At 32.0% G+C, this 732-nt stretch carries 1 protein-coding gene; it reads left to right on the top strand.

Features of this window, described 5'->3' with window-relative positions:
• Positions 1–174 precede the first annotated feature (174 nt).
• Positions 175–732 (top strand): CPBP family intramembrane glutamic endopeptidase (locus KH893_RS11230; RefSeq protein WP_281166202.1); only part of this gene is annotated, 558 nt, incomplete at its 3' end.

Here is a 732-nt window from a genome sequence, read left to right as displayed (position 1 = left end):
AAACACAACTAATCTACATAATACGCAAAATGTGAATATCCTTAATATACGGACCGATGTCGATGATACAGTTCTTCCTTGGTTAAAATAAGTGTCCAATAACTTGATCCATCTTTATGCATAAAATTAATTGAACTTATTATTTTTAGTTATCTATTAGGGGGGAACTATCAAATGCTGAGGGCTAAACAAACTTATATCCAACAATTAAAGAGAATCAATCATATTAAAGGCATTGCTGGTTTGCTGGTTAGCATGATAATTATTGTGCTTGCTTATGGCCTAGAAGGATTGGCAATTATTTTTGGTTATGGATATGGCAGTTCAACGGATACAAGTCAAGCTATTTTAAAGTTTGCCTGTTTTCTATTAGCAGTCTGCTTGCTTTATTTATTAATTAATCCTTTTAATCATGTCCAAAGCTTAGAAACGATTAAGAATTGGAAAGCAAATTTGTTAGTCTATCTTTCTTTTCTTATCTTTGCCTATTTGACAATTAGACCGGAAACACTAACAATTTACGATTTTAACTGGGAAAATATTTTTGATTGTCTAACGATCGGTGTTGTTGAAGAAGGGATTTTCCGTTTATTAATCTTAAACTGGTTTTTAAGTAAATACCGACAGAGTTTTTTTGGTGTCTTGTTGGCTGCTTTAATCTCATCTTTTTGGTTTGCTTTGATGCATTTTTCTAATTTAATAACCCAGGCCGAAAGTCTTTACTATGTCATC

This window comes from Liquorilactobacillus sicerae (assembly GCF_029916425.1).
Taxonomy (GTDB): domain Bacteria; phylum Bacillota; class Bacilli; order Lactobacillales; family Lactobacillaceae; genus Liquorilactobacillus; species Liquorilactobacillus sicerae.
Note: the sequence above shows the minus strand (reverse complement) of the source record. Positions and strands in the feature narration are given on the sequence as shown.